The organism is Methanobacterium congolense (assembly GCF_900095295.1).
In the GTDB taxonomy this organism is placed as follows: Archaea; Methanobacteriota; Methanobacteria; order Methanobacteriales; family Methanobacteriaceae; genus Methanobacterium_C; species Methanobacterium_C congolense.
In genome coordinates this window covers 1,188,252-1,211,813 of the sequence record NZ_LT607756.1, presented here as the reverse complement: position 1 = coordinate 1,211,813, position 23,562 = coordinate 1,188,252, and the positions used below count along the sequence as shown (strand labels likewise).

18 protein-coding genes are annotated in these 23,562 nt (G+C 38.5%); 8 read left to right on the top strand and 10 right to left on the bottom strand.

What is annotated here, in order from left to right; genetic code table 11:
- Positions 1-60 precede the first annotated feature (60 nt).
- Entirely contained in the window at positions 61-966 is a 906-nt protein-coding gene (locus MCBB_RS05725) for a metal ABC transporter solute-binding protein, Zn/Mn family (RefSeq protein ID WP_084789856.1), read from the bottom strand.
- 216 nt (positions 967-1,182) lie between these two features.
- Here MCBB_RS05725 and MCBB_RS05720 point away from each other — a divergent pair, with 216 nt between their 5' ends.
- Complete coding sequence (locus tag MCBB_RS05720; RefSeq protein ID WP_071906854.1) at positions 1,183-1,566, top strand: CopG family ribbon-helix-helix protein; 384 nt, start codon at positions 1,183-1,185, stop codon at positions 1,564-1,566.
- A gap of 102 nt (positions 1,567-1,668) precedes the next feature.
- Here MCBB_RS05720 and MCBB_RS05715 read toward each other — a convergent pair whose 3' ends face one another.
- The 3 genes from MCBB_RS05715 to dmpI all read right to left on the bottom strand — a co-directional run bounded on the left by MCBB_RS05715 (position 1,669) and on the right by dmpI (position 5,557).
- Positions 1,669-3,813, bottom strand: coding sequence for a thioredoxin domain-containing protein (locus MCBB_RS05715; RefSeq protein ID WP_071906853.1), 2,145 nt, complete (start codon positions 3,811-3,813; stop codon positions 1,669-1,671).
- A 176-nt stretch (positions 3,814-3,989) separates the two neighbouring features.
- Positions 3,990-5,285 (bottom strand): MFS transporter, encoded by a 1,296-nt coding sequence (locus MCBB_RS05710; RefSeq protein ID WP_071906852.1) that lies wholly within the window; start codon positions 5,283-5,285, stop codon positions 3,990-3,992.
- Between the two features lie 80 nt (positions 5,286-5,365).
- Complete coding sequence (gene dmpI, locus MCBB_RS05705; protein ID WP_071906851.1) at positions 5,366-5,557, bottom strand: 4-oxalocrotonate tautomerase DmpI; 192 nt, start codon at positions 5,555-5,557, stop codon at positions 5,366-5,368.
- Between the two features lie 148 nt (positions 5,558-5,705).
- Here dmpI and MCBB_RS05700 point away from each other — a divergent pair, with 148 nt between their 5' ends.
- The 5 genes from MCBB_RS05700 (at position 5,706) to MCBB_RS05680 (ending at position 13,160) form a co-directional block, all read left to right on the top strand.
- Positions 5,706-6,167, top strand: a complete 462-nt coding sequence (locus MCBB_RS05700; protein WP_171899094.1) for a hypothetical protein — start codon at positions 5,706-5,708, stop codon at positions 6,165-6,167.
- A 579-nt stretch (positions 6,168-6,746) separates the two neighbouring features.
- Positions 6,747-7,958, top strand: a complete 1,212-nt coding sequence (locus MCBB_RS05695; RefSeq protein ID WP_071906849.1) for a hypothetical protein — start codon at positions 6,747-6,749, stop codon at positions 7,956-7,958.
- Between the two features lie 22 nt (positions 7,959-7,980).
- On the top strand, positions 7,981-8,649 hold the full coding sequence (locus MCBB_RS05690; protein WP_231916423.1) for a CARDB domain-containing protein: 669 nt from the start codon (positions 7,981-7,983) through the stop codon (positions 8,647-8,649).
- An 82-nt stretch (positions 8,650-8,731) separates the two neighbouring features.
- On the top strand, positions 8,732-9,799 hold the full coding sequence (locus tag MCBB_RS05685) for a hypothetical protein (protein WP_071906847.1): 1,068 nt from the start codon (positions 8,732-8,734) through the stop codon (positions 9,797-9,799).
- Positions 9,800-9,920: 121 nt separating this feature from the next.
- On the top strand, positions 9,921-13,160 hold the full coding sequence (locus MCBB_RS05680) for a pseudomurein-binding repeat-containing protein (RefSeq protein ID WP_071906846.1): 3,240 nt from the start codon (positions 9,921-9,923) through the stop codon (positions 13,158-13,160).
- Positions 13,161-13,343: 183 nt separating this feature from the next.
- Here the strand turns inward: MCBB_RS05680 and MCBB_RS05675 are convergent, their stop codons facing one another.
- From MCBB_RS05675 to mtaB, 3 genes are all read right to left on the bottom strand, one after another.
- Positions 13,344-14,972, bottom strand: coding sequence for a methylamine methyltransferase corrinoid protein reductive activase (locus tag MCBB_RS05675; protein WP_071906845.1), 1,629 nt, complete (start codon positions 14,970-14,972; stop codon positions 13,344-13,346).
- 227 nt (positions 14,973-15,199) lie between these two features.
- On the bottom strand, positions 15,200-16,027 hold the full coding sequence (gene mtaC, locus MCBB_RS05670; protein WP_071906844.1) for a methanol--corrinoid protein MtaC: 828 nt from the start codon (positions 16,025-16,027) through the stop codon (positions 15,200-15,202).
- Positions 16,028-16,040: 13 nt separating this feature from the next.
- On the bottom strand, positions 16,041-17,426 hold the full coding sequence (gene mtaB, locus MCBB_RS05665) for a methanol--corrinoid protein co-methyltransferase MtaB (protein ID WP_071906843.1): 1,386 nt from the start codon (positions 17,424-17,426) through the stop codon (positions 16,041-16,043).
- A gap of 163 nt (positions 17,427-17,589) precedes the next feature.
- On the opposite strand from mtaB, the gene MCBB_RS05660 reads away from it, so the two are divergent.
- On the top strand, positions 17,590-18,144 hold the full coding sequence (locus MCBB_RS05660; RefSeq protein ID WP_084789852.1) for a hypothetical protein: 555 nt from the start codon (positions 17,590-17,592) through the stop codon (positions 18,142-18,144).
- 36 nt (positions 18,145-18,180) lie between these two features.
- Here the strand turns inward: MCBB_RS05660 and mtaA are convergent, their stop codons facing one another.
- Entirely contained in the window at positions 18,181-19,242 is a 1,062-nt protein-coding gene (gene mtaA / locus MCBB_RS05655; RefSeq protein WP_071906841.1) for a methylcobamide:CoM methyltransferase MtaA, read from the bottom strand.
- Between the two features lie 199 nt (positions 19,243-19,441).
- Here mtaA and MCBB_RS05650 point away from each other — a divergent pair, with 199 nt between their 5' ends.
- Positions 19,442-20,140, top strand: a complete 699-nt coding sequence (locus tag MCBB_RS05650) for a hypothetical protein (RefSeq protein WP_071906840.1) — start codon at positions 19,442-19,444, stop codon at positions 20,138-20,140.
- A 130-nt stretch (positions 20,141-20,270) separates the two neighbouring features.
- Here MCBB_RS05650 and MCBB_RS05645 read toward each other — a convergent pair whose 3' ends face one another.
- Together MCBB_RS05645 and MCBB_RS05640 are read right to left on the bottom strand one after the other, a co-directional pair.
- Positions 20,271-20,765 (bottom strand): DUF308 domain-containing protein, encoded by a 495-nt coding sequence (locus tag MCBB_RS05645; protein WP_071906839.1) that lies wholly within the window; start codon positions 20,763-20,765, stop codon positions 20,271-20,273.
- A 603-nt stretch (positions 20,766-21,368) separates the two neighbouring features.
- Entirely contained in the window at positions 21,369-23,081 is a 1,713-nt protein-coding gene (locus MCBB_RS05640) for a DUF11 domain-containing protein (RefSeq protein ID WP_071906838.1), read from the bottom strand.
- Positions 23,082-23,562: the final 481 nt, after the last annotated feature.

Genomic DNA, 23,562 nt, shown 5'->3' with positions numbered 1-23,562 from the left:
AAACAATTTTTTGCGATGATTTACACTCATCCCGCTCATTATTTCACTATTTTAACAATATCATCCTTTCTTATCTTCTTTCAGAGTTTCTGCGAATATATTGGAAACCCTGTACATGTTCTCAAGGTAATTTTCAGGTATGGTATCAACGGACACAACCTGACCTCCTATCTGGCTTGCTATGACACTTGCACTTGCATTGCTGAACTGGGGGGATACGAAGATAACCTTAACATCGTCCTGCTTTGCAAGGGCCACAAGTTGAGCTATGTTCTGTGATGTGGGTTCCTTTCCCTCTTTTTCTACAGATATTTGATTTAAACCATAATCTCGGCAGAAATATCCCCATGAGGGATGATAAACCATTATATTCATGCCCCTATCATCTGCAAGGGTTTCTGTGATATTTTCATCGAGTAAGTCCAGTTCCTTCAGATAGGCATCCCTGTTTTTGGTGTAGTAGTCCTTGTTTTTGGGATCAACTTCCAAAAGTCCCTCATAGATATTCTGGACCATTATTTTGGCATTTCTGGGTGAATTCCAAACATGGGGATCGTTGTTGCCCTCATCAGGGTCTGTGCTCTTCATCAGTTCTATGTCCTTTGAGCAGTTCACAACGAGCATGTTACTGTTCAGGCCTTTTATTTTGTCCATCCAACCGATTTCAAATTCAATTCCAGAACCAACCTCTGCGTACATATCAGCCTGGCCTGCTTTCTGGAGTTGGCGGGGTGTTGGTTCGTAGGTATGTGGATCTGCACCTGGAGGAACCATCACCACAACATCGACTTTGTCTCCACCCACCTTTTTAACGAAATCCGCTTCTGTGGGTATTGTTACAGCCACGATTGTCTTGTTGTCCTCAACTTTCTGGGCATTCTCTGCATCTTCATAGGTAACGGTTCCAATGAAGAATAAAATAACTGCCACAAGGATGAAAATTCCAATTATCCTCTTTTTTTTCAAAGACATTCACCAGAAGTTCTTGATTATCATTTAAAATGAAATTAAAAGATTTTTTCTTCTTAAAGCCTATTTATGCAACTATTTTTATTCTTATTAATATTTAAAACTTTTTATAATAAAAAATATCAAATTATTTATAAAAGGTTAATAAAAATTATTTCTAGACAATACAGATAATACCTAAATAAGATAATTTTTGAAAAATGGAAGTGTAACATGACAATAGTGAGCATATCCCTCAACGAAAAACTCCTCCATGAAATAGACCACCTAAAGGATGAGATGGGATTTTCAGGAAGATCGGAAGTTATAAGGGCAAGTGCCAGAATGCTGATAGCAGACAACAAGGAAAAAGATGAACTCAATGGAGAAATAAATTCTGTTCTGATTTTGATCCACCATAAAAAAGTAGAAGATAAGGTCACTGAGATAAAACATGACTTCGAGGATGTCATCAGCACCCAGATCCACAGTCACCTGAGGGAAGAAAAATGCCTTGAAATATTTATTTTAGATGGAAACGCCCAGAGAATGAACCAATTCTACAAGATGTTTCAAACATCACCTAAAATGGAATATGTGAAACTTATAGTGGTTTAAAATCTACACCTTGGTTGATCCATCAGATACTGAATCATCCATCAATTATTGGTACTCAACCTCAATCAACTTATTAGGTACTCAATCCATCAATTTAATTACTCAGTCATCCATCAACTTCAAAACATCCTCTAAACTGTGGGTAGGTGTTTGACAGCTGTTATCTGAACACATGTAGACTGTTGCTTTATTATCAATCATCCCTTTAATTTCAACTGATTTTGAAACATCTTTTATTCCTGAAAGTTCTTTTAAATTGTTTTCAACTTCTGATTTGAGTTTTGGGTTCAATATAATAACCCTGTTTGGAATGAAGGGTTTTTTGAGGCCATTTACCATCTTAACGGTATCTTCACATGATGGATCTCCAGCTAAAACCACACTGTAAGATGGTCCCACCCTGAAATCCAAGGCTTCCATGAATTTTGTGTGGGCTGGTGGCGCCTTTTTAACAGCTGTTGAGAAGCTCTCTTCAAGTTCATGAGCTTTCACCTCAAATTCCTGATTTTCAGTTATCCTGGCAAGTTTAAGTAGATTTAAAAACTGAACAGAATTTCCTGATGGTATCGCACCATCGTAGATCTTCTTTTCCCTCAGGAGCACTTGCTCTGAATCAGAGGCTGTGAAGTAAAAACCACCATTTAAATCATCCCAGAAATAATTCAACAGTGTTTTGGTTAGTTTAACCGCTTTTTCCAGGTACCTTGGTTTGAAGGTGGCCTCGTAGAGTTCCAGAAGTCCCCAGACAACGAACGCATAATCATCAAGTGTTCCTGGAATACCTGCCTCACCATCCCTGTAACGATGGAACAGTCTATCCTGCTCGCACATTTCATCTAAAATAAAATTCATGGCAGATTCTGCAGCCTCTGAATAAATATTTCCTTTAAAATCCTCACCAAAAACCTGTGAAGCTTTGGAGAGTGCTGCAACCATCAAACCGTTCCAATCTGCAAGTACCTTATCATCCTTGTGTGGATGCGCACGTTTTCTACGTGCTTCAAAGAGTTTTAACCGTGAAATTTCTATTTTTCGCTTCAGTTCATCCACAGTAAGATGGTAACGTTCTGCAGTGTTATCCAATGGTTCCTTTATGTGAAATATGTTGGCACCAACATGTTCCCCTGTGAGTTCACTGCCAAAATTTCCAGTTTCTCTTATGTTGAATACATTGGAGATGAGCTCACCATCATCTGGACCTAAAACATCCATTATCTCAGGTCTCTTCCATAGATAAAATTTACCCTCAACCCCTTCAGTGTCTGCATCCTCTGCAGAATAAAATCCACCTTCAGAAGATTTCATATCTCTCAAAACGTATTCAAATATCTCTTCTGCAATTTTTTTATACCTTTGATCTTCAGTTGCCTGAAATGCCTCAATGTACACCATTGAGATGAGTGCCTGGTCGTAGAGCATCTTCTCGAAGTGTGGAACAAGCCATTGAGGGTCCACTGAGTAACGGTGGAATCCAAAGCCAATGTGATCATATATACCACCTTCAGCCATGGCATCCAGGGTTTTCAGTACCATTTGGAGTGCGTTTTTGCTTCCTGTACGTTTCCAGTATCTCAAAAGGAAGGTTAGATTATGGGGTGTTGGAAACTTTTGGAAATCCCCAAAACCACCATTTTCATCATCAAATACCCTTGATAGGGAGTAATAAGTTTTGTTGATGGTTCCAGGATCCAGTTCATTTCCTGTGGTCTGGGAGGACACATCCTCAAGCACCTCAAGCACTTGATGTCCAGAATTTAAAAGTTCGTCCCTCTCATTCCTCCAGAGATCCCTGACGTTCAGCACCACATCCCTGAGCCCAACACTCCCGTACCCTGTTTCTTTTGGGAGGTAGGTGCCTGCAAAGAATGGTTCTTTATTGGGGGTCATGATTATGGTGAGGGGCCAGCCTCCAGTTCCTGTCATGAGCTGGCAGATGGTCATGTAAACACTGTCGATGTCAGGCCTTTCCTCCCGATCCACCTTCACAGCCACGAAGGTGTTGTTGATGAGATCCCCTATTTCAGGGTCTTCAAAGGATTCATGGGCCATGACATGGCACCAGTGACAGGTTGAGTAACCTATTGATAAAAAGATGGGTTTGTCTTCTTCTTTGGCCTTTTTGAATGCTTCTTCCCCCCAGGGATACCAGTCAACTGGGTTCTGGGCGTGCTGGATGAGGTATGGACTTTTCTCATTCTTAAGGTGGTTGTAGGTTTTTTCAGGATTTTCATCAGCTTTTTTATTCATTCTCAAATCCCCGCAGGTTTTTTTGAACTTTAAAAAACTTAAAAAAAGTGGAATGATTAAATCATGAAATTGTTACATGGACTTTTTTCAAAATTTTATACTGAACTTTTCATTTTTATGTTTTTTTGAGAATTTAATGTTATCCATGATGTTCTAAATTACCTTGGGACTGGAACTTATTCAAGTTCCTCAAGATTCCTGCCACGAGTCTCTGGAAACATCCATATCCATAAACCTGTTGCAACTGCAAATACCGCTGCCAGGAATATTCCAAGGCTCAGATCGTACTTGGTTGCAATGGCTGCAATGATTATGGGGGTTATAAATTGTGCACCCCTTCCAAGGTTGAAGGCTGAACCAGAAGCTGTATTTCTGATTGCTGTTGGGAAGAGTTCAGAAAACAGGGGTCCATAACCTCCAAAGAAACCTGTTCCAAAGCCCACAAGAAACATGAAGGTTAATATAACTGGTGGGTAAGCCACAACGAGGTTCCAGAGCAGTGTTATCATCACAAGTCCAAGTGCCATTATGAAACAGTAAATAGAATAGGCAGGTCTTCTACCAATTTTATCTGCAACGAATCCAAAGGACAGATAACCTAAAAAGCCCCCTATCTGGGTTACTATTATCCAGAGTGCAGATTTTGTCATGGAAAAATGCCTCTGGGAGTACAGGTAATCTGGCATCCACGAGTAGGTGAACCAGTAGGCTGAAAGGCCCAGAACAGCCAGTAAAAGTGCAAGTATGAATTCCTTTCGGTATTCACGTGAAAACAGCATTGAAAACCTGTTTAACTCTCTTTTTTCAGGAATTTTATCCTTTAAACCTTTTTTTGCAATTTTTAGTATGTTTTTGGTGCGTTCTTCCTTTTCTTTAAGCCAGAGGTCTGATTCTGGAAGCCCACGTCTTATGTAGATAACAATGAATGCAGGGATCACCGAAAGGAAGAAACAGCCTCTCCAACCCAGGGTTGGTTCAAGGAGTCCCCCAACGACGGATGCAAGTGCAATTCCAAGGGGTGCTCCCGTCTGCATGATGGACCCATATCTACCCCTCAAATGAGGTGGAAATGTTTCACCTATGTAGGTTTGACCTGTGGCCCATTCACCACCAACACCTAATCCCGTGATAATTCTGAAGAGAATGAGGGACTCCAGACTGGTTGAAAACCCACAGAGAAAGGTTCCAATACTGTAAACAACAATTGTAAGTTGTAAAACTGCTCTTCTACCGTACCTGTCCGCTAAAAACCCGAAGATAACTCCACCAATGGCTGTGGCTGCCAGTGAAATTCCAAGGGCGTAGGATAGCATGAGCTTTGAGAGGTGAAGCTCTACTCCAATGGGGATTATTAAAAATGTGAACAGTATAAGATCGTAGAAATCAAAAATCCAACCGGCCCAGCTCAATCCAAGGATCTTGTAGTGGGTTTTTATGGGTTTTTTGTACTGGTTAAGCATCAGATCTGTCATTTAACCTCCTAAAACTTGAGATGCACCACATTTAATGTAAGTTTAATTTCTCGACGATAAAAAAAGTTAAATCAAGGGGATTATTTCCTTTGTCTGTCGCAGAGGAGAATGTTTCCGGTTCCAACGTTTTCAGATTCAACTTCCCTTATTATGGTGACAATTGATTCCACAGGCAGTCCCATAATTTCACTTGCCTTCTCTGAAAATGATTTAACTAGTTCTGATTTTTGTTCCTTTGTGAGTTTTGGTCCGTCGATGGTTATAACAGGCATGTTTACACCTCTTCTATTTTACTTTTATAGGAATTTCCTTCTTTTTTTAGAAGTACTCATTTTAAATCTATAATACTCTGATTAATAACCTTAACACTTCAAGTGGAATTCATTAACTTTAAATTGGAATTTGCACTAATAAATTATGATGAACTTTAAAAATAGGAGGAACTGGCTTCTTGTAGCCGTAGCAGTGGTTGTGATTTCGTTACCTGTATTCTTTCATCTAACGGATTTTAGCCTACAAGAAAAGGATAACTCCATTGATATCATTCTGGATGAAAATAATGCAAAGATAAACCATTTCATGGATGATCAGAACACCTACCTTGAAAACTACTTCAACTCAGTTTACACATCCCAAAAATCAGAGATTGATAAGAAGTACAGTTCTGGAAGTATCTCCAGTGAAGAGAGGGATAAGGAACTTGCATCCATTCAGGACAATCTTAACGTAACACTCAAAGCCTTGAACGGCATTACAAACTTCAGGAAGGATATCTTTTCAACTAACGATACAGATGGATCCGTTTTAACACATCTGAACTCCCTGAAAAATATAAATTCTGATTTAAAAACAGAATTCAAGGCAACGCTTAATGGGTCGTGATTGGGGATTAAAAGTCAAATAAAATATTAAAAACACTTTTATACCACCTTTTTGTTTGATTATCAGATTCTTCCAAGTAAACTGCCCCTAGAATTATTTTACCCACTAAGTTGTTCATTTATTTGAATCAACTGTAACTTATTTCCCAATTGAAATAATACTTAAATTGTCTTTAACAATATTCTAAGCTATTTTTGTTATTGATTCTTTGATCAGGCCGAAAGCCAAGTTTTATAATTTAATTAAACATTTTTTTTATCGTCAAAAGTAATTACACTTTCTTTAATATGGGTGTTCATTTTCATTGACATGTATTTCTTAATTAAAATTATTATAGATCATATTATTAATTGAACCGTAATAATTATGTTAATTGTTCAGCAATTTTATTTCTAATTATTATTTTGTGTTTATGAGCATTAAAATTGCTAATTATTGTTAATTCATTGTTATTTGATCAGTAACTCTTTTTAAAAAAATTTTTTATAAAGATATTTATATTTAAACCCTATTATAGAAAATTAAAAGTTAATAGGTTATACTGAGGTTGGTGATAAACTGATAAAAAAAGGGACAATAATGGTTATAGTATTAATTTTTGTTTTGAGTACAGTTGCCACGGCAACTGTTATAACTGCTACTAATCAAACAGACTCAAATAGTACAAATCAAGCATTAACTGATACAAATCAAGTTAATTCTACTAATCAAACTATGGATAATCAAACAAGGGATGCATTGGTAGAAAATTTAACTCAAAAAATTAATGAATTAGATACCATGACTAATGGGTCTAATAGTAGTGTAATAGCTGAATATTCTGGTCAGAAACTTCAAGAATTGAAATCTGAGGTTAATAACTCATCAATTACTTCTAAAACTAAAAAGAAACTTCTTCTAAATATAAATACTGCACTACAAGCCAATGGTGTAGCTGTAACTTCCATAGTTAATGGAAATTATGATCAAGCACAAAGCGAATTAGACTATGAATACAGTTTACTGGATGAAATTAACACACAAATAGCAAGTGCAAATGGAACAACAATAAATACTACAGAAGCTGACAATTTAACCCAATCAATCAATGAAATCAAAGCAGGCCATGAAAACGGAGCAGAATGGATCCTAAACAATGACCCCGACATCCAATTCAACTTAACAACACAATATTACACAAATATAGAAGATAAGATAAATGAAATAAGGAGTATCGTAAGTGAATTACAGGCTGGTGGAGTACCTGTAACAATAGAGACGAAAGATACAGTATTCACGACTTTAAGAGTTATGTTGACAGGATCAAATGATCATGATTACGCTATTGAAACTGGAGGTGAAATTATTGACCTCCCATCCAAAGCAATGGCAGCTTTAGATGGCGAAGGACAAATAGACATAATAGAAAAAAGAACTGGGGGGACAATTTGCGATCAATGTAGAGGGAAAATAATCGCATTTAATCTAGTTTCTGATGCTATAATTGGAGCAGCCACTGGAGGTTTAGGAGATGAGGCACAAATAGTTATAAAATTTGCATCAGTGGGCCTGAGTATTGCGAATGCTGCAAGTGAAATCACTGATGAACAGTACATAAGAACCTACAATTATATTTTTAATAAGTGGGCTAATGGTTGCAGTTGTGAACCAGATTGTGGCTGTATCTTCCGTTATACTAACTTAATTAATCTTGAAAGTAAAATTAAGTTGCTTAATAATGTGTATATCCATCATGCAGTTCCTATTGAGGTTACTGTAACGGATAGTAAATATAATGGCACAGGTCCTTGATGTGGGATTATATGTTGCTAAAATGGATGGTAACGTAACAGGTAATAATTTGAATTATACTTTGATTAGCAGTCAGAGAGTAAATGGATTAAACGGCAGGAGTAGTACTACCCTGTCGTTTAATTGGACTCCTACTGAATATGGTAATTATACTGTGAGAGCACTTGCTGACACCAATCATGAAGTAAATGAAGTTGATGAGGGAGATAATAACGCAGATGACCTAGAGGAAGTTAAACCAAAAATTATGCATATGGAATTGTTACGTACAGAAGCTCTTAATTCCTCGGCAGATCCTTCAGGACAAATTCCTCGCTCAATTACTTATTACTTCAAAGCAGATTATCCTATATTAATTGAAACAGGTGTAGGTATCAGAACTCCCACATTCCTTTATGCAACAACAGATCCTGTATATAGTCCTAATGGAACTGTGGTATTTTATCCATACGGTGCAATATGGCAATATTATGGAGATTCCTCAGATGGACCGTGGCATGCATTATTTAGTAATCCATATGTAACCTGTTCTGCAAATACTACAAATTACAATGTAACCTGTTGGGGTAGTGGAAGTGGATACCATCAATACTTTGCAATACATATGATGACCCACGGAAGTGATTATTTTGGTGATGGACTTTTAAAAACCAAATTAGCCTATTTCGGAGCCATAGAAAATAACTTTTAACGATTGAAATACTAAAAAATTTCAATCATACCTTTTTTAAAGAAATCTATAAAAGAAAAAAAGATAAGGAGAAATATGGATTATGAAGCGTTGTACTAATTGTTGGACTGATAATCCTGATGATGCTGAGCGTTGTAAGAAGTGTGGAAGGGTTTTCGATGAATCCTGGTGGCATAATAAGAATTACAGATTGTACTGGAAGGCTATTGGTATTGGGCTTGTAGTTGGTAGTATTATGGCTATTGTTGGTTATTTCCTGTTTGGAGCATCTAATACTTTCTTTTTTGGTTTGATTCCGATTCCTTTTGTTACTGGTTGTATTGCAACAGTGTTATCCTATAGGATGGAACCAGATACTACTAATTCATTTATTAATGCTCTTGCTGCAGGTTTAATAATAGGATGTGCAGTTGTTATGGGCATATTTGGGTTTGCCTTCTTTTCAGGTGATACCGCACCTGTAATGATGGTTATATTAATCCCAGGACTTACTATTTGGGCATTATTTGGTGGAGCACTGGGTACTGTAATAAATGCTGCAATAGAAAGTGGAAAAAAAGCCACAATAACAATCACAGTCCTCTTAATAGCTTCAATAGCACTCATAGTATACGGAGCATACCAGTTTAATGTAAATGCAAATTATAGCAATGGAGCTTATATGTCTGCGTATGATTTGGATTTTGTGGATATTATTCAACCGGAGGCTGATGCTTATCTGAATGCACCTTACAGTACTTCAGAGGAGAGATTATCCAATTTAAAGAATGCTAAGGTAAAGTATGAACGTATGTTGAATATAACCGTGGGTACTAAGCCGCAAGTTGATGAGATGATTGGTAACTCCACTTCAAGCATAAAAAAAGAATATGCACTAGCCATGGGACAATACCTCCAATTAAAACATGACTACTGTTTGGAAATGTACACAGGAATACAACTTGAAATAAACGGGAACACCGCAGAGGCGCAGAAACATTACCAGAATGCTAAAGCTTTGATTCCAAAAATACAAAGCCAGAATGACCAAATCACAGCAATAATCAACAAAGACCAATCATTCAAAAATTATATTACAGAAAAAAGGGATGATGCAAAAAAGTATTCAGGAAGACACAGCTCAGAAAACATGACATTCACCCCTTCATAAAAATTTATCTCTTTTATTTTTTTTTAGAATAATGGGGGTGGTTTTTGTGTAGGGGGTTATTTTTTTTGGCTTTGATTTTTTATTAAGTTGTTACTTCAAGATGTGTGAGGTGAATAATAGAATGTCTAAAAGGATAGTGTTGTTGTTTTTATTTGTTTGTTTTGTCCTGAGCATTTCTGGATCAGCTTCTGCAGCGAATTGGACTGTGGGTCCTAATTCTACTTATAATTACCAGTCCATCCAGTCCGCTTTGGACAATAATGGAACAAACAATAATGATACAATAACAGTTTATAGTAATGGAACAAATTCTTACAATGAAAATCTAAACATTAAAAAACGGATTAACCTAGTTGCCAATGGATCAGTCACTGTTAAAGCTTCCAATTCTAATTTACCAGTGATAACAATTTGGAATCATGGAATTAACTCCATTATAACTGGATTTAACCTTGTTGGTGGTACTAGTGGTATTGTGACATATGCTGATAACTGTCAGATAATTGGGAACAATATAACCATAGGAACTCCAGGAAGCAGTTACTCTAATGGAGTTGACAGTGGATCAACCTTGGATGGTGGAATAGCAGTTGAAGGCAACAATGTCACGATACAAGGAAATACAATACAGGGAAACCATGACAATGTAAAAGGAATCATGATAATATCATCCAACTCCAATATCCTCAACAACAATATAAAAGACAGTGCGTTTGGTATCCTATTTGGAGGAGCAGAATACTGCAACGTAACAGGAAATACACTCACTAGATGTTACTACGGTATTGATGTAGAATGTAATGATTACTACTATGCATCTGATAACTGCCAAATAACAAACAACACCATAAATAACAGTACAAGATACTGTATACGAATTAGTGGTGCAGAAGGAGATGAAAACTCAATTTACAACTTCCAAATAACTGGAAACAACCTAACAAACAGTGGAAACACAGAAGAAAATGGTGGCGGCATATACGTAAACCAAAACACTTCCAACATCAACATATCCCAAAACACCATCACGTCCAACAGAGATGGAATTGACCTAAGTGATAGTTTAGATGGAACAATTACTTCCTCTTCACAAACAAGCACAAATATAAACAACAACACCATCACAGGGAACAATTTTGATGGAATATATGTAGGTTGGGGCAATATTAATCTCGTAAATAATACCATCACATCCAATGGAAGGGATGGAATCAGTTTCGCAGCAAATACAAGTGGATACTTAAATTTCAACGTAATAGCTCAAAATCTTAGGTATGGGCTTTACGTGGCTAATGGAACATCCTTAATTAATGCTACAAATAACTGGTGGGGAACCAACACACCAAGTTATATATCAAACAGCACCACCGCCCCAAATGGAACAACCATATACGACAACAATATTAGTCAACAAGTAAACTACGGTCCATGGTTAATCTTATCTGTAAATACCACAAACAACACAGTTAAAGGAGGAAATACTACAACAGTCACTGCTGACTTGACAAAAAACTCAGATAACCAGGATACTTCAGGTCAGGGAAACATACCTGATGGTACACCAATAAACTTCAATTACCTCCTTGGAACGGTTAACACAACTAATACAACATTCAACAAAGGCAAAGCAAGCATCATTATCACTGCAGGAAATACTAGCGGTACAGCAAATGCAACAGCAACAGTAAACGGATGTACAACAAGTGTTCCAATTGCAGTTGATGCAACAGCACCATCTGTAAGCTCGAACATAGGAACAGGAACATACAATGGTGCACAGACAATAATTTTAACGCCTAACGAACCTGCAACAATATATTACACCACCGATGGCACGGATCCAACAACAAGCACCACAAGAATTGTTTACACAAACCCAATAACCATAAACAACACAACAACACTAAAGTTTGTAGCAATAGATGCTGCAGGTAATATATCACCAGTCTACACACAGACATATACAATAGCAGGATTCAGTTTAAATCAAATCACAGAAGCAGCAAGTTGGGTTAAAAGTTATATTGAAACTAATAAAGCATTACCATCTACGGTTCAAGTTGGTGGAACAAATTTAAATATGGCACAGTTTTTATATTTGGTTTCAATGGCAACTACTCAACTCAGATATGGTGGCAGTGCATATTTAACTGTTGGAAACTTTTCGTTACCATCAAGCAGTACCGAACAACTTTCTACACAAGCCATAAGTATAGAGACATATGTTGATCTCGCTCAGAAAATAGTGGATTATATGAGTAGTAACGGTGCTGCACCACAAAACATGGCTTTAAATGGTCAAACTATTGGATATAACTCAGAAATTTACCTGTACAGTAGAATTCTTACATACTACGGAACCAACAACGATTTACCTCAGTCAATTGTTGTAAAAACATGGTCAACCAGTAATATACCAATAACTGATATAAGTTTCACCACAGATCAAATATCCACAGCTGCAGTATGGGTTAAAAATTACATTGAAACCAATAAGGCACTTCCAAGTACAGTACAGATCGGTGAAACAACCATAACTATAGCACAGTTCTTGTATCTCGAAGCAAAGGCTGTTGATGAACTGGGTGGGGGAAGTGATACACCCATAATAAGTGGAAATTATGGTACAGCTCCTAGTGAAAGTGAAAGTGTAACAAGCGGAAGTTTAGAATGGAGTTCATACCAAAATTTAGCTGCCACTGTAACGACCTTCATACAAAATAATGGAAGAGCCCCCAATTATGGTACAACAAGTTTAGGGAACATCGGTTACAAATCATTAGTTTACTTATTCAGTAGGGTACTGAATTATCATAATACATACTTTAATGGTTTGCCTGGTGGATTACCTTACTATATCAATGTAAAAGCTTGGTCTGCATCAAATATCCCAATAGTTGACACATTCTTCACTGTGGATCAGATCACTAATGCAGCTTCAAGGGTTAAAAGTTATATTGAGACTAATAAAGCACTGCCTAGTACAGTTGCTGTAGGAACCTCAACTTTAAGTACAACTCAGTTCCTATTTTTAGCCTCACGATGTGTATGGCAACTTAACGCCAGTATAACTGCACCTATAAGTGTTGGAAGTGTTTCATCACCAACAAGTACTAGTGAAAGTGTAAATACTGGAACATTAAACCAAGCTAGCTATTCAGAATTAGCAGGTAACGTAGCAGATTTCATAGAAAATTATGGAAGAGCTCCTAATTACGGTACAACAAGTTTAGGGAACATCGGTTACAAATCATTAGTTTATCTCTTTAGCAGAATACTAACTTCCTACAAAACTAACGGTGTTTTACCCTCTTTTGTTAAAGTGAAAGCCTGGTCAACCGCAAACATACCCATAACTTGAGCCAAATTTTGAGAAAAAATTTATTTATTCTTTTTTCCTTTTTTTAAAATAAATACTTAAAATCATTTTTCATAAAAACAGCGCTAGAATTTATTATTGAATTTAAAATATTCAATGAAAAACTAATAGAAATTATTCAAAATAGAGAATAAATGTTTTTAATTCCTTTTTTAAGGCAATCACTTATTCCTTGTTTGGCACTAAAAGATCCCGGAACTTGAACACCTTCTCAGGACACGAAAGCTCGCACTTCAGGCATGCCATTCCATTGCACAGATCCGTTCGTACAATGGCCTCGCCATCTTCAATTGTCAGGGCATTTTCAGGACACTTTCTTGAACAGGTCATACATTGTGTGCAGCCCTTGAAGCGAGCCTTGAGTGTGGAGCCAATATCTCCAATTATTCTCAGCCCATCTACCCCAAGTTCAGGTATATCCCTTTCAAAGATCCTTTTTACACTGGGTTTGGAAGCCTTGGGTGGGATCCTCTGAAAACCGTACTTGTTCAGCCAGTTGTTGTACATCCAGAGTGGCATGCCCTGTTCGCAGACTGCAAGTTCCAGTGAGTATATCTTCTCAAATACACTTGATGTTGCAAGCATTATATGGTTGCTCCTCATATCATCAGCTATCCTCTGCAGATCTTCAAGGAGATCAGGTTTAAGGGCTATGTCCCTTGCCATTTCAAGGGATGTGTTTCCAAGCTGATAGATATCACTTGATGATGCCGGTATCTGACCAACATCAAGGGATTTATGTGGATCCACATAGAAACCTGAAGCACCTGCCATGTAAGTTTCATCCACATCTTCAAGGAGTATTCCAGCCTCCTCTGCAAGTGTCAGGTACGCAGCCCTGAAAGCCCCCAGTGCCTTGCCTATACTGACGATGTCCTTCTCTGTGATGTATATCTCATCCTGCAGATGGATCATATGGTCCGGGCTTTTGATCTTTGGAAGCTTAATGATGCCCGTGTCCAGACCCATGCTGAAGGCTGCGATAACCCCGGTTCCAGTTATTCCCCTGGATTTTCCACCCATTTCACCCTTGAAGAGTGTTTTTCCATTTGTAGGGTCGGTTGTGTTCCCCTCTTTGACGATGAGATCATCGTTGAGCACAAGGGCCTTCCAGCCAGAATCAGCAATCTCAAAGTCGCAAATCGTTCCTGGAGAGGCTAATCTCCCCTTTTCTATCATCTGACCCTCTATTGCAGGTCCTGCTGCAGCAGAACATGAGTAAACCTTTCCATCAACAACCAGGGCCATTTCAGCGTTGGTACCAAAATCTATAACAAGGTATATTCCCTTTTTCTCAAGAACATATGATTTAACGAGCATGGCAAGGGCATCTGCACCGATCTCATGCTTTATTGCAGGAGGGATGCAAACATCTGCTTCTGGATTGATATTAAGCCCTATTTCTCCAGGTTTTATAATTTTGGAATTTCTGGATGGTGGAATTACATGCATCCTCTCAAGGGCATTCTCACCCCAGTAGGCAAGGTCCCTTATCTCTATGTTCTGGAAGAGGGAGAGCTGTATGGGGTTTCCACAGACAGCAAGTCTCTCAATATCATCAGGGTTCACATCAAGCCTTGAAATCACCTTATTCACGGTGTCGATAAGGAGTTTGTGGGCTGTGTCCTCACCCACCTCAATTGCGAAGTGAAGGTGATCCACCACATTGGCACCTGGTAACGGATGTCTGAGTGTAATCGCCGTTGAAACAACCTTTGAACTTTCCATGTCAAGTGCCTGTGCCCTTATACCACTTGTTCCTATGTCCAGTGCCACTGCGTACTTACCACTCATTCCATGAACCCCCTGAGAAGAATCTTTAGTTGAATTGACTGTTTAGTGTCCCATTACAGATTCTATTATAATTTTTGGATTTACTTTTTAAATAAGGTTTGATCTGCATCTTTGATGCGATTATTTAATAAATTTAATGAATCCCTTCATTATTTGTATTCATACATTTTTTTATAAAAAAAGACGTTAATTAATTAAAAAAATAATAAAAAAGGGGGGTTCTAAGATCAGGAATACTCTGGAACGAACTCTCCAACGATCTCTGAATATTCTTTTCTAAGGTCTTTCCAGGTTTTTTTGTCCTTCAGTATAGCATCTGCAAGTTTTGGTGTGTGGTATGCTTCAACACCGTAGACACTCATTGGGAATGATTCAACGAAGTCTTTTCTCACAGCACCGCCACCGCATCCAATTGCAGGAACTTCAAGACCATTTTCCTGGAGTTTTTCAACGACCTTAGGGAAAACTGTCATGGTGGTTGTCATGAGAGCTGTTCCAGTCACAAACAGAGGATTGTACTCCTTCACAGCCTTTATAACATCATCTGTGGGCACGTCCCTTCCCAAGTCTATTGCATCGTACCCAGCAGCCCTGAGGAACATGACAATGAGGTTTTTACCTATGTCGTGGGGGTCTCCCTCGGCCACGAATGATACAACAGTGCCTTTGGTTTCACTTTTGTGTCCCAGGACCTTTTCACACTCCTTAACCCCTTCCATCATTCCGTCTCCAGCAAGCATGAGATCCGGAAGGAAGTAGAATCCCTTGGTGTAAAGGAGGCTTACAGCATCTATTCCCTTCATAAGTCCCTTGTTGATTATTTCTATTGGTGAAACACCTTCATCCAGTGCTTTTTTAACGTTGCTGAGTGAGGCTTCCCTGTCCTCATGGAGCACGGCCAGTGCTATGGATCTGTAGGGTTCCTCATCAGGCAGTATGTTCCGAACATCATGGTCTTCCTCGGGTTTTATTGCTGGTCCTTCAATTTCCACGTTGTACCGGACTGCTACAAAGTTCTGATCCATTTTTGGTTCTAAATCTTCTTTATAATCCATAAAACACACCCTCCTATAGTTCGTAACTTTTTGGGTCGAATTCAGATACCTTCCTTGAGTACCTTCTTATACAATCATCAGTGAACTGTTCAACCTCTGTTGGCAGTGCTTCAAGGATTTTAAGGGCACTGTCAAGTGAATCCCTTTCGAATCTGGTGAGGTACATCTTCTTGGCATCCACTGCTTCGTTTATTATTGCCCCTGCTTCAAGGGCTGCGGCCCTTGCCCTGAGATATGGATCGTTACCGTAGCTCACTATGGCCTCTCCTATCCTGTAGGCATTGTCGTAGGCAAGTATAAGTGCCTGGGGGTCTCTGTATTTATCTGTGAGTGTGTAAAGGTCCCTTAAAACTTCACCCTGTCCTGTTTGAAGTGCCGTGTTCATGAGTGCTGCTTCGTATCCTGTTGCCTGCAGCCACACCTCAGGCGTTGTACCTCCCATCTCCTGCCTGTGATAAACTGATTCGTTACTCCAGACATCTGTAACTGCAGCAACCAGGTTACCCATGAGGTCGGAGTGGGCACAAACAGCATTCTTACCCTCTGTTGCTATTGGAACTCCACTTATGGATTTGACTATTGGATTTTCGTATCCACAGTCCTTGAGTGGTCCTATTGCACCGCATTCCACTGCTACAAGGCTTCTTGCTGCACCCATTGCCCTTGCAAGTGCTGCGAGTGTGTGTGAACAGTCCTTATCAAGTAGTCCTCCTCCGAGGAACATGGCTGTATTTGCCTGGGAACAGTCAGTGTCCCCTGCAGGTCTGCAGTCGTACTTCTTACATATGGCAACTATTCTGTTCCACATGTACTCCATGTCCATGCTTCCAAGAACACCTATACCAAAGAGTATGGCCTTTGGGTCTCCCCTTGCTATTCCATAGTCCGATACAGATTTTCCCCCTATGGTTTCTATTGCAACACAGGATGCTCCGTTTGCAGCACTGGCCTCTACTGATTCTTCAATTCTGTTGTCGTAGTCTGATCCCCTCAGTCCTGGGCTCTTCTCCTCGATCCTTATATCTGCAGGGGTTGCCATGAGTGCCACCCTGATATCGTACTCATCATGGTACTTCTCGAGGGTCTCTGCCTGGATTGCTGTGCACTCTGCAGTCCAGTCAGGGTTGTTTGTCTGTTGGAAAATATGCTCCTGTTCTAACATGAAAGCAGGTAATCCTATTGCTACAGCTCTTTCACATGCACTTTGGGCTATGTTTCTGCATTCTGAAACCATTTTTTCCTTTGACTCTTCAGAACCTTCTACAGGTGCCACTTTTACTTCGGGGACAACGTATCCTGCACCGAATTGGATGTTCCAACGTTGACTCACTGGAAATTTCGCATTACCAAAAAGCATTTCTTCAGGTTTTCTGTAAGCCATCCTAGTAAACCTTTTCAAACGAGTCACCACCAGTTTTTTTATACCAGAAAGTTTTTCATACAAAAATAATGTCAGATAACTTATGTCCTAATAAAGGCCTTAAGTTTTTCGGAAATGGGTTTATACGTTAAATTTACTTATATTAATCATTATGAAAGTTCCATCTGGAGATATGAGAAAAATGTTGGTTGAAAGAGCTTTACAAATTGTAGGGAAATTGGAGGGTGTTCTGGATGTTCAGAAACTTTCAGATACAAATAAAAAAGCTTTGTTAAAACTTGAGTCAGAGAGAAAGGGAGATATAATACCTGTTACTAATGAAGGCCTCGAAGAATGCCTGAAAAGGGATTTTTCTATTGTTTTTTTCAAAAATTCCCACTTTAGACTACCTCCAGTGCCAACAGTTCTCCTTGTAACAGATGGTGGTGAAGTACTGGGTCAAGAGGTTCTTACAATGGAGGATAAACTTAAATTTGAGGATCGAGATGATGCAATATTCATAAGCCCTGATTTTGTCATCTTCAAGCCAGAAAGGAAAGTTTTAAGACCGAAACCCCAGAAACAGTTCTTCCTTATACCTCCAGTGCCATTTCCAGAGCTGGATGGAGTTGATGGTATAACTGATGTTGTATCTTCCAGTCCCTCAACCAATGGTGATTCTTACCTTAAGAAGGAGTATGGACATCCTGATGATCCTAAAATTGCAACCATAATCGTGGGATTTTCAGTTGGCTAAAAAAAGAAATTATCAAGTATTAAGGGTTATGAGCCTTTAGATACCGAAGTATTCATTCCTTGCCTCAACCATGGCCTTAATATTCTCGATTGGAGACAGTGGAGCTAAACCACAGCTCGGAGCCAGTACATCCACCCCATCCTCAAGTGCCCTTTTAACCTCAGCTTTAACTTCCTCTGGTGTGCTTCTGAAGAGGGTCTGGGTCGTTGAGATGTTTCCAATGATCTTTGAGGTGCTTCCCCCACCCATGCTCATGGTTCTCCCCCCAGTTCTTATTACCCTTCCACCCTTTCCAAGTTCTTCCTTTGCCATCTTAATGTCAACCTTCTCCTCCACACTGATTCCATCGTACCCTATGCTTGCCATGTCACTGATTATTGGCTGTGTGGATCCGCAGATGTGCAGGACCTTGCTTGTTTTTATGAAGTTTGAGAGGTCTTCAAGTGATGGCTTCACCATACTCTTGAACTGCAGGGGATCGATGAGCTCTGGAGCAGCTGTTGGCTCTGCAACACAGATAACATCAGGTTCAACATCCATGAGTGCCTCAACGTAGTCCATGCATGCATCCAGGGTGTTTTCAACTGCATCTTCGATTTCGTTGGGTTTGATTTTCATGTACCTGACAAGGTTCTCCACACCCAGAAGATGCCCTGCGAGGGTGAATGGTCCGGTTATACCCACAATTATGGGTAGTGTATCTCCATATTTGTCCTTCAACTTTTTCACAGCTTCCAGAACAACTGGGATACGTCCCTTTTCCACAAAATCAGATGGTACATTTATATCACTGGCTGATGTGAAGGGTGTTCTTGATATCTGTGGTGTTCTTTCATTTGTTCCCAGGTCCACCTGGCAGCCAAGTGCTTCTGCTTCAACTGTTAAACAGAAGGGTATTCTTGCACATTCCAGTCCTGCAAGTTCGTAAAGGGAGCTTCCAAGGGCTGCCATTTTATCTGCATCTTGATGTGCTTCAGGCCAGAAGGCACCAGTCTTTTCCATGGCTTCAACCACACCCACCTGTGTAACGCTGATAACTGGAACTACATCAGATTCTTCTCCTGAAAGGGTTTTTAAAAGATTGTTTTTTAGATCCATAGGGTTCACCACATTTAACTAGATATACTATAACTTTTCAAATTGTTTAAATTTTTCTGAATTATTATGAAAATACTGATTATAATTTAATGTACTAGATTTTACTAAAATTTATACCAGATCCTATTATTTTCTCACCTTACATTGATTTAAAGTTTTTTTTAAACACATTTATACTAAAAACCCTCAAATTAAGTTCATGGATCTTGAAGGATGCATCAATGAGTACATAACGGGAAGGGAAGAACAACCTATGAAAAGAGCAGATGGACGTTATTCATCATTTGATTACTGTTACAACTATTTCTATTCATTTTACAATGAAAACAGGATTGAAAAACTTGCAACTGATGAAAACATTCAGATGAGCTGTCTGCAGATCGGATTTTACCTTGCAAGTTCTGGTTTGATGGGAAGATCATCCTCACTCATTGAGAGAAGTATCCGGAACTTTCAAGGAGTGGTTTCAACCATTTCACAGATGGATCCAGTGCTCTGGGAGATTGACCTTGATTCATACACGCCTGAAAATGTAGAACTCCTCATGGAATGTAGAAATCGTATAATTGCTTCTTTTAGTGAGGATGTTATGGTATCTGAAGCCATTGTAACACGGATAATGTTAGGAGTTTTTGGGAACATCCCAGTTTTTGACCAGTACTTCAAAAACAGTATGAAGATGAAGAAGGTTAACCACAGATCCCTTATAAAACTTCGAGAGTTTTACGAGGAAAATAAGGCCATTTTTAATTCATATGATGTACATACACTTGATTTTTTAACAGGAAAAGAAACAGATGTCCTCTACACCAAGGCAAGGCTTCTTGACATTTATGGATACCTGAATGGTCAGTTTAAGAAACATGAGATTTGCATGGATTGGTCTGTGGATATATGAATGTTAAAAAATTAGAATTTTATTTATTTTAAATGTATTCAGTTGAAAAATGGGTAATTATCTTTTGATTCTTATTTTTAAGATATTGAGAGGGGTTCTTAAAAAAAGAGAAGGGGCCTGTTTTTTTAATTCACTCAGATGGTTTGAAGAATTCCATTATACCTGCAATGACTAACCATAATCCAATGAGCAGTGCAAGGTAGTATGGATTCCATGCATACATACCAAGGATCATGTACAGAATACCTAGAACTATTCCCAGTCCACCCGCACCCTTGGATGCTGTGGTTCCATCTGCGAATAGGGACATTATGCCTGTTATTATGAGGAACAGTCCGCCTATGTAGATCCAAAGACTTACAAATATGCTGAATGCAACTATCTTTCCAAAGAGACCTATTCCAACGACTACTGCAAGGATACCGAGTATCAGTGCAGCGATACTCATGGCTTTGCTGGTTCCCCAGGTTTCAAAGCTCTGGACAAATAACCATATACCTAAGATCATTATGGTAAAACCTGCAAGAACGCTGGCCGTAAAAACACTGATGAGTGGAAATGCCATTACCAGCAAACCAAGAATTATTGCAAAAATTCCTAACAAAACATTCTTTCCTTCTGCCATTCAATCTACCCCCTGTTTAAAGTTCAAACAGGCCCAACAATAGTACTTATTATGATTAATTATCATATAAATAATTTATTAAATGTTCTTAATAATTAAGGCGTGATTTGAAAATTAATGGGAGAATGAAGCTTGCATTATCAATATCTGATAAAGTATTAAGATGAAGTAGCCATGTTTTACACTTGAAATTGTTCACTGAAAACAATATTGTCAATGGAAAAATATGGGGGGTGAAGGGGTGTGCAGCCTGTGTATGGATTTGGGGTCAATACATCAGAAAACTCAGGGTGGCTGCACAGCCTCCATTTTAAAAAATGTTGCTCAAAACATTTATATTTTATCATTATTGGCTGCAAATGAGCACTGAACTACCCATGTCCGTCTTAGGTTGAAATTATAGTTAAGAGGAGTATTTTCTCTTCAATTTTAAGTCAAAATAGTTCATAATGAGCGTATTCCGGGCCTGTCACGTGCACCTGTTGGTTATTTTTATTTAATTATGAAGTGATAATCACATTTAAATAGATTCAAAATTAGCTTTATCATTTCTACACAATTTAATTATATTTCCTTAAAAAAGAATAAAAAGGTTTAAATGGGTTATTTTTTCCTTGGTACTAATGTTCCTCCAAGTACAGCGAGAATAGCCAGTACGAGTCCTGCTATTGGCATACCCGTGGTTTGCATTGGTATGGTTTTTGTTGTTGATGCAGCGTTCACTGTGTTACTATTAGAGTTGTTCTGTGCTTGTACACTAATACTGAAAGGCATTAATGGATCTGTATTCCCATTGAATGTCTCTGAAGTTATCGTTGGAGTAATAGAGTAGCTTCCACTTCCTAATGCTTTGACTGTGAGGTACAGGTAGGGATCTCCTACTTCTACATTAAATAAGGTCCAGGTTATTGTTCGGGTTGTGGAGTTGTAGGTAACTGTTCCGTTATCAACAGTTGCATTTACAAATTCCAGACCAGCTGGTATCTGGAAAGACATTGTAACATTAGTTGCATTGTCCGGTCCACTGTTACTGAGTTTGTAGGTTAAAATGAATGTTTCACCAACAGTTGGGTTAATCTTTGAACTTGTAACGTTCAGGTACAGGTATGATGCTGGATTCACTGTTAACTCTTTTATAACTGTTTGATTATCGCTAGTTGCATTTAGATTACCAATTCCTATGTGGTTTGGAGTGAATAGGGTTGTGGCAATACCATTAACAGTTGTAGCGGTTACAGGATTGCAATTTCCCAGGGTACTACTGTAGGTTACAGGCGTTCCATCAGGTATGTGTCCTCCAACTAGATCACCACCACCATTGATATGGTTAAAATCAGCGGTAATGGCTGATGTTGCACCGTTGTTGATGATGCTGGGGGTTGCATTTACAGTTAAAATAACCCAAGGGTTAGCATCCACAGGACCATATATGAGGTTGCGAACAGTTGTTGGATCAACATTAGAACCCCACCAGTTATTCTCTGCGTTTATTAAAACGTTCGAATCCGTATTAAATGCAAAAGCATCACCTAATCTGCCGGAATTATTGTAGAACCTGTTAAAATTAGCTTTTAAAGTGGCATCATAAACGTAGATGGCACCACCACCAAAACTACTAGAAATTGGATCTACAGAGTTTCCAACAAAGGTACACCCAGTAACAGTAGAATTACTACCGGCATATGCACCGATAGCACCACCGCACCAGGAGTCATCACCCTTTACAGAGTTATACATGAATGTACAGTTAGTTACATTGCAGATACTTAGATATGCAATAGCACCACCACCGTGTAATGCAGTGTTTTTATTGAATGTACAGTCTGTCAAAGACATTGTATTAAACGATTCGCCGAATATAGCACCACCCCAATTAGTTGCAGTGTTCTCGGTGAATGTGCAGTCAGAAATGGATAATATCCCATGGTTTAAGATAGCACCACCATTAAATGCGATTCCGTTGGTAAATGTCAGATTCCGGATGGTGACATTCACACCAGACGTGATAATGAATATCCAGTTAATATCTGTTCCATTGATTATGGTCCCGTTCTGGCTTTGCCCTGTGATGTTTACGTTTTTGTTGATTGTGATGTTTGTATTTCCTGTTCCAGTGTAAGTTCCGTCTGCGATTGTTACTGTTCCGTTTTCATCCACATTATTTATTCCTTGGTATAGTGTCTGGTAAGGGCTGTCAATTGTTCCAGTGTTGGCATCGTTTCCACCTGTTGCATTAACATAAACAGTTGAAGTTGCACTAACACTTGAGGCTGTTAAAACAACACAAAGGCCAATAAAAACCATTAAAACCAACATTTTAGTAGTTGTTGTTTGTTTTTTCAGTTTTTCACCTCCTTCATGCTAGTTCCGGATATGATATTATCCTAATTTCGTATCCAAATTTAAGTAATACATTCACAATAATAAAACTTCTGATTTAATCCTCAAAATACGGATAATAAAAGGGAATAAAAACAATTTACAAAAAAAATCAACCCCTTAAGAGATAATACTCAAAAAATTTAAACAGTTCCACAATATATTAACTGGAATATAAAAACGATAATGATATACTGCCCTCTAAATTGATAAATGATACCAAAATATTTAATAAACATCCAAACTGTTCAACCTAACAAAACATGGCTATTCACAAAAAAACGCAAATAAAAAAAAACTCCCTAACTTTTCTTCAGGCCAAATAGAATTTAACCCAACGAGCCTAACTATAACTTTATTTATAACCGCTGATTATAAAGTCAATTTTAGGGTTTGTATGAAAAGGATACTAGAATAT